Source organism: Pseudomonas sp. 13B_3.2_Bac1 (assembly GCF_025466205.1).
GTDB classification, from domain to species: Bacteria; Pseudomonadota; Gammaproteobacteria; order Pseudomonadales; family Pseudomonadaceae; genus Aquipseudomonas; species Aquipseudomonas fluorescens_H.
The window spans coordinates 20,569-27,882 of record NZ_JANLOG010000130.1; the positions used below are offsets into that span (position 1 = coordinate 20,569).

7 protein-coding genes are annotated in these 7,314 nt (G+C 61.6%); all 7 read left to right on the forward strand.

Annotation, left to right across the window (positions count from 1 at the left end):
* Position 1 precedes the first annotated feature (1 nt).
* Positions 2 to 1,036 carry a ligase-associated DNA damage response exonuclease gene (locus NTD85_RS21705; protein WP_262143176.1) on the forward strand — a complete coding sequence of 345 codons (1,035 nt, stop codon included), beginning with the start codon at positions 2 to 4 and terminating at the stop codon, positions 1,034 to 1,036.
* Positions 1,033 to 2,721 carry an ATP-dependent DNA ligase gene (locus tag NTD85_RS21710; protein ID WP_262143177.1) on the forward strand — a complete coding sequence of 563 codons (1,689 nt, stop codon included), beginning with the start codon at positions 1,033 to 1,035 and terminating at the stop codon, positions 2,719 to 2,721. Before NTD85_RS21705 ends, NTD85_RS21710 begins: the two co-directional genes overlap by 4 nt.
* A gap of 387 nt (positions 2,722 to 3,108) precedes the next feature.
* Positions 3,109 to 3,891: a transporter substrate-binding domain-containing protein gene (locus NTD85_RS21715; protein ID WP_003222321.1), complete on the forward strand. Its 783-nt coding sequence runs from the start codon at positions 3,109 to 3,111 to the stop codon at positions 3,889 to 3,891.
* A 57-nt stretch (positions 3,892 to 3,948) separates the two neighbouring features.
* Positions 3,949 to 4,677 (forward strand): ABC transporter permease, encoded by a 729-nt coding sequence (locus NTD85_RS21720; protein ID WP_003222319.1) that lies wholly within the window; start codon positions 3,949 to 3,951, stop codon positions 4,675 to 4,677.
* Positions 4,674 to 5,384 (forward strand): ABC transporter permease, encoded by a 711-nt coding sequence (locus NTD85_RS21725; RefSeq protein WP_003222318.1) that lies wholly within the window; start codon positions 4,674 to 4,676, stop codon positions 5,382 to 5,384. The genes NTD85_RS21720 and NTD85_RS21725 overlap by 4 nt, the downstream gene beginning before the upstream one ends.
* An 11-nt stretch (positions 5,385 to 5,395) precedes the next feature.
* Positions 5,396 to 6,514 carry a succinylglutamate desuccinylase/aspartoacylase family protein gene (locus NTD85_RS21730; protein ID WP_262143178.1) on the forward strand — a complete coding sequence of 373 codons (1,119 nt, stop codon included), beginning with the start codon at positions 5,396 to 5,398 and terminating at the stop codon, positions 6,512 to 6,514.
* A 13-nt stretch (positions 6,515 to 6,527) separates the two neighbouring features.
* A complete protein-coding gene (locus tag NTD85_RS21735) occupies positions 6,528 to 7,292 on the forward strand; it encodes an ABC transporter ATP-binding protein (RefSeq protein WP_003222314.1) in 765 nt (254 codons plus the stop codon).
* The last annotated feature ends 22 nt before the right edge of the window (positions 7,293 to 7,314 follow it).

A 7,314-nucleotide genomic window follows, 5' to 3' on the forward strand; every position in this document is an offset into this window, starting at 1 on the left:
CATGGACCTTGTTATCGCCCGCCCCGAAGGTTTGTATTGCCCGGCCGGGGACTTCTATATTGACCCGTGGCGCCCGGTCGAGCGCTCGGTGATCACCCATGCCCACGGCGATCACGCCCGTAACGGCAATCAGCACTACCTTGCCAGCAGCGCCAGCGAAGGGATTTTGCGTGCGCGTCTGGGTCAGGACATCAGCCTGCAAACCCTCGCCTACGGCCAGCGGTTGACCCACCACGGGGTGACCTTGAGTTTCCATCCCGCCGGGCATGTGCTCGGTTCGGCCCAGGTGCGTCTGGAATACGGCGGTGAAGTCTGGGTCGCGTCGGGGGATTACAAGATCGAACCCGATGGCACCTGCGCACCGTTCGAACCGGTGCGCTGCCACACCTTCATCACCGAATCGACGTTCGGCCTGCCGATCTACCGCTGGCAGCCGCAGGCGCAGGTGTTCAGCGAGATCAATCAGTGGTGGCAGGCGAACATCGCGGCGGGCAAGGCCAGCGTGCTGCTCTGTTATTCGTTCGGCAAAGCCCAGCGGATCCTGCACGGCATCGACGCCAGCCTCGGCCCGATCCTCAGCCACGGCGCGGTCGAGCCGCTGAACCGGGTCTACCGCGAGGCCGGCGTTTACTTGCCGCCGACGATCTACGCTGGCGACATCAAAAAGTCCGACCCGATCATGCGTCAGGCGCTGGTGATCGCCCCGCCCTCGGCCGGTGGCAGCACCTGGATGCGCCGTTTCGGTGATTTCAGTGATGCCTTCGCCAGCGGCTGGATGCGCCTGCGCGGCACCCGTCGGCGTCGTGGGGTGGATCGCGGCTTTGTGCTGTCGGACCACGCCGACTGGCCGGGCCTGCTCTGGGCCATTGAACAGACCGGCGCCGAGCGCGTGATGGTCACCCACGGTTCGATCGGCGTGCTGGTGCGCCATCTGCGTGAACAAGGCCTGGACGCGCAGGGTTTCAACACCGAGTACGGCGACGACGAAGAGGAAAACATCGACGCCGAACCTGCCATCGCCGAGGTGCAAGCATGAAAGCCTTCGCCGAGTTGTACGCCGAACTCGACGCCACCACGTCCAGCAACGCCAAACTGGCGGCGATGCAAAGTTACTTCGCCCAGGCTGCACCGCAGGACGCGGCGTGGGCGGTGTACTTTTTGTCCGGCGGGCGCCCACGGCAATTGGTGCCGGTGCGCATCCTGCGCGAACTGGCGGTGGAGGTATCTGGGCTGCAACCGTGGCTGTTCGAGGAAAGTTATCAGTCCGTCGGCGATCTGGCGGAAACCATTTCCCTGGTGCTGCCGGAAAATTCGCACAGCTCCGCGGCGGGCCTCGCCGAATGGATCGAAGACAAGCTGCTGCCGCTGCGCGGTGAAACCCCGGAATACCTCGCCCGCCAACTGCCCGCCCTGTGGGCGCAACTGGATCGGCCGAGCCTGATGTTGTGCATCAAGCTGATCACCGGCAGCTTCCGCGTTGGCGTGTCGAAACTGCTGGTCACCCGCGCACTGGCGTCGATGGCCGGCCTCGACAGCAAACGCGTGGCCCAACGGCTGGTGGGTTACACCGACCTGTCGAACCGGCCGAATGCGGCCAGCTACCTGAAACTGATCGCGCCGGAGTCCGCCGACGAACACGCCCAGCGCGGCGGCCAGCCCTACCCATTCTTCCTCGCCCACGCCTTGTCGCAACCGGTCGAGGAATTTGAAGGGCTATTGGGGCCGCCGAGCAACTGGCAGGTGGAATGGAAGTGGGATGGCATCCGCGCGCAGGTGGTCAAGCGCGAGGGTCGGCTGTGGGTCTGGTCGCGGGGTGAAGAACTGGTGACCGAGCGCTTTCCCGAGTTCGACACACTGGTTCACGCGTTACCCGACGGCACGGTGATCGACGGAGAGATCGTTGTCTGGAAAAGCACTCATCCGAGCACCGAAGACGCCTTCGATCCGCAATCGAGCGCACCGCCGGCGGTGCAACCGTTCGCCCTGCTGCAGCAACGCATCGGGCGCAAAACCCTCGACAAGAAAATCCTCGAAGAAGTGCCGGTGGTGGTGCTCGCCTACGACTTGCTGGAGTGGCAGGGCGAGGACTGGCGCAACCGTCCGCAGGCCGAACGGCGGGCGCAACTGGAACAAGTCATCGCCCACGGTAACAACCCGGTGTTACTGCCCTCGCCGATTCTGACCGGCAGCGACTGGTTCGACCTCGCCCGTCAGCGTGAAGCCTCGCGGCGACTGGGGGTCGAGGGCATGATGCTCAAGGCCCGCGACGCCCTGTATGGCGTGGGCCGGACCAAGGACATGGGCGTGTGGTGGAAGTGGAAGGTTGACCCGTTCAGCGTCGATGCGGTGTTGATCTACGCCCAGCGCGGACATGGCCGGCGCGCCAGTCTGTACAGCGATTACACCTTCGCCGTGTGGGACGGCCCGCCAGAATCCAGCCAACGAGCGCTGGTGCCGTTCGCCAAGGCCTATTCGGGGCTGACCGACGAGGAAATGCGCCAGGTCGACAGCATCGTGCGCAAGACCACCGTGGAAAAATTCGGCCCGGTCAGCAGCGTCAAGCCGAGTCTGGTGTTCGAACTGGGTTTCGAAGGCATCGCCCTGTCGCGACGGCACAAGAGCGGGATTGCCGTGCGCTTTCCGCGAATGCTGCGCTGGCGGCAGGACAAGACGGTGGATGAGGCCGACAGCCTGGCGACGCTGCAGGATTTGCTGGCCTGACCCGGTTTCCGGGGACACCGATCACATTTAACTGGATGAACGCCCTGTGGCGAGGGAGCTTGCTCCCGCTCGACTGCGCAGCAGTCGCAAAAAGACGGCCTGTCTGAAAAATCCAGGGGAGTGCTTCGCCCTCCAGCGGGAGCAAGCTCCCTCGCCACAACGGCTCATTCCATCCCTTAAAAATACGTGCATCGACCCAACTTGGTGCAGCGCTCAACAGCCGCCCATTTCCGTGCACCAATCCCTCTCGCCTTCCCCTGCCCCAACCTTTTAAAACACTTGTTCGGGACTCTGGTTCGGAAATTGCTACTTTCTATAGGTCGTACGCGTTGCAGTAACAATAATTCTGCGCCACAAGCGCTCATATTGGTTCTTAGGGATTGAATAATGAAAAAAGCATTGCTGACCCTTTCTGCACTGGCGTTGTGCATGGCCGCCGGCTCCGCGCTGGCCAAGGAATACAAAGAGCTGCGTTTTGGCGTTGATCCTTCCTACGCACCGTTCGAGTCGAAAGCGGCCGACGGCAGCCTGGTGGGCTTCGACATCGACCTGGGCAACGCGATCTGCGCCGAGCTGAAGGTCAAGTGCAAATGGGTTGAAAGCGACTTCGACGGCATGATTCCGGGCCTCAACGCCAACAAATTCGACGGTGTGATCTCGTCGATGACCGTGACCCCGGCCCGTGAAAAGGCGATCGATTTCTCCAGCGAGCTGTTTTCCGGCCCGACTTCCTACGTGTTCAAGAAGGGTTCCGGCCTGAGCGATGACGTCGCTTCCCTCAAGGGCAAGTCGGTCGGTTACGAGCAAGGCACCATCCAGGAAGCCTATGCCAAGGCTGTACTGGAGAAGGCCGGGGTGAAAATCCAGGCTTACGCCAACCAGGATCAGGTCTACGCCGACCTGAAAAACGGCCGTCTGGACGCCTCGATCCAGGACATGCTGCAAGCCGAACTGGGCTTTTTGAAGTCGCCGGATGGCGCCAACTATGAAGTCAGCAAGCCGGTCGACAGCGAATTGCTGCCAGCCAAAACCGCTGTCGGTATTAAGAAAGGTAACAAAGAGCTGAAGGCGCTTTTAGATAAAGGTATCAAAGCGTTACACGATGACGGCAAATACGCCGAGATTCAAAAGAAACACTTTGGCGATCTGAATCTGTACAGCGGTAAATAATGCCCTGGCGCCCATCACTCGATGGGCGCCTTTTCCATCCGCTCAGGTTGCTGATTTATGTTCGAAAACCTCTTACAAAATCTGGGGCTCTCCGCCTTCAGCCTCAAGGGTTTCGGCCCGTTGCTGTTGGAAGGCACCTGGATGACCATCAAATTGTCGGCGTTGTCGCTACTGGTGGCCGTGTTGCTCGGCCTCCTGGGCGCCAGTGCCAAACTGTCAAAATCGAAACTGCTGCGCCTGCCTGCCCAGCTCTACACCACGCTGATTCGCGGAGTGCCGGATCTGGTGCTGATGCTGTTGATCTTCTACAGCCTGCAAACCTGGCTGACGGCCCTGACCGACGTCATGGAGTGGGACTATATCGAAATCGACTCTTTCACCGCCGGGGTGATCACCCTGGGCTTCATCTATGGCGCGTATTTCACCGAAACCTTCCGTGGGGCGATCCTCGCCGTACCGCGTGGTCAGGTCGAAGCGGCCACCGCCTACGGCCTCAAGCGTGGCCAGCGGTTTCGCTTCGTGGTGTTCCCGCAAATGATGCGCTTCGCTTTGCCGGGCATCGGCAACAACTGGATGGTGATGCTCAAGGCCACCGCGCTGGTGTCGATCATCGGTTTGGCGGATCTGGTCAAAGCCGCGCAGGACGCCGGTAAAAGCACCTATCAACTGTTCTACTTCCTGGTACTCGCCGCCTTGATCTATCTGCTGATCACCAGTGCTTCGAACGTCATCCTGCGCTGGCTCGAGCGTCGCTACGCCGCCGGTGCCCGGGAGGCCGTACGATGATCGAACTCCTGCAGGAATACTGGAAACCCTTCCTTTATACCGACGGCAACAACATCACCGGGCTGGCGATGACCATGTGGCTGCTCAGCGCCTCGATCTTCATTGGCTTTCTGGTGTCGATCCCTTTGTCGATTGCCCGGGTGTCCTCGCACTTCTATGTGCGCTGGCCGGTGCAGTTCTACACCTACCTGTTCCGGGGCACGCCGCTCTACATCCAGTTGCTGATCTGCTACACCGGGATCTACAGCCTGGCCGCCGTGCGCGCGCAGCCGTTGCTCGACAGTTTCTTTCGCGATGCGATGAACTGCACGATCCTCGCGTTCGCCCTGAACACCTGCGCCTACACCACGGAGATTTTCGCCGGAGCGATCCGCAGCATGAACCATGGCGAAGTCGAAGCGGCCAAGGCCTACGGACTGACCGGCTGGAAGCTGTACGCCTACGTGATCATGCCGTCGGCGCTGCGTCGCTCGTTGCCGTATTACAGCAACGAAGTGATCCTGATGCTGCACTCGACCACCGTGGCCTTCACCGCGACCATCCCCGACATCCTGAAAGTTGCGCGGGACGCCAACTCGGCGACCTACCTGACCTTCCAGTCGTTCGGCATCGCCGCGCTGATCTACCTGACCATTACCTTTGCGCTGGTCGGCCTGTTCCGCCTCGCCGAACGCCGATGGCTGGCGTTCCTCGGGCCGACCCACTAGGAAAACCTGTAATGCGACACCAGATCCATGACCTGTTGGCCCCGGTACCGGGGACCGCAAGACAGATCCACAGCTTCCACTTCGGCCCGGAGCAGGCCCAAGGCAAGATCTACATCCAGGCCTCGCTGCATGCCGATGAAATGCCCGGCATGCTCGTCGCCTGGCATCTCAAGCAGCGCTTGGCGGAGCTGGAAGCCGCCGGGCGCCTGAGTAGCCAGATCGTGCTGGTGCCGATAGCGAACCCGGTCGGCCTTGAACAAGTGCTGATGGACGTGCCGCTGGGCCGCTACGAACTGGAGAGCGGGCAGAATTTCAATCGCTGGTTCGTCGACCTCAGCGAAGAAATCGGCAACGACATCGAGGGTAAGCTGGGCGACGACCCGCAGCGCAACCTTGAGCTGATCCGCACCAGCCTGCGCAATGCCCTCGCCCGCCAGACCGCCGCCACGCAACTGCAATCCCAGCGCCTGACCCTGCAACGGCTGGCCTGCGATGCCGACATGGTGCTGGACCTGCACTGCGATTTCGAATCGGTAGTTCACCTCTACACCACGCCCGAGGCGTGGCCGCAGGTCGAACCGCTGGCGTGTTACATCGAAGCCCAGGCCAGTCTGCTGGCCACCGATTCCGGCGGCCAGTCGTTCGACGAGTGCTTCACCCTGCTGTGGTGGCAACTGCAGGAACGCTTTGGCGAGCACTTTGCAATTCCGCTGGGCAGCTTTTCGGTGACCGTCGAATTGCGCGGCCAGGGTGACGTCAATCATCCGATGGCCAGCCGCGACTGCCAGGCATTGCTCGACTATCTGGTGCAATTCGGCGCGATTGTCGGCGAACCGGCAGCGTTGCCGCCGCTGCCCTTCGCCGCCTCGCCACTGGCGGGTGTCGAACCGGTGGTGACGCCCGTGGGCGGCCTGCTGGTGTACACCGCACAGGCCGGGCAATACCTCGACGCCGGGCAACAGATTGCCGAAATCATCGACCCGATCACTGATCGGGTGACCTCTATTTGCTGTACCGCTGCCGGCGTGATGTACGCCCGCTCGCTGCGGCGCATGGCCACTGCCGGAATGGTCATCGCCCACGTGGCGGGCGCCGAAGCCTATCGCAGCGGCTACCTACTTTCGCCTTGAGGATGTCTGTCCCATGTACAAATTGACTGTTGAAGGTCTGCACAAAAGCTATGGCGACCATCAGGTACTCAAAGGCGTTTCGCTCAAGGCCAAAACCGGCGACGTGATCAGCCTGATCGGCGCCAGCGGCTCGGGCAAAAGCACCTTTTTGCGCTGCATCAACTTCCTCGAACAACCCAACGATGGCGCCATGAGCCTCGATGGCCAGGCGATCCGCATGGTCACCGACCGCCACGGCATGCACGTCGCCGACCCGAATGAACTGCAACGCCTGCGCACGCGCCTGGCGATGGTGTTCCAGCATTTCAACCTGTGGAGCCACATGACCGTGCTGGAAAACATCACCATGGCCCCGCGCCGGGTGCTGGGTTGCAGCAAGCAGGAAGCCGAAGACCGCGCCCGCCGTTATCTGGACAAGGTCGGCCTGCCCGCACGGGTTGCCGATCAGTACCCGGCGTTTCTCTCTGGCGGCCAGCAACAGCGGGTGGCGATTGCCCGGGCGCTGGCGATGGAACCGGAAGTGATGCTGTTCGACGAACCGACCTCGGCGCTCGACCCGGAGCTGGTGGGTGAGGTGTTGCGAGTGATTCAGGGTCTGGCTGAAGAAGGCCGGACGATGATCATGGTCACCCACGAAATGAGCTTTGCACGCAAGGTATCGAGTCAGGTGCTGTTTCTGCATCAAGGGCTGGTGGAAGAAGAAGGTGCGCCGGAAGATGTGCTGGGCAATCCGAAGAGTGAACGGCTGAAGCAGTTCCTCAGCGGTAACCTCAAGTAATCCCATCCACCGTTCCCCTGTG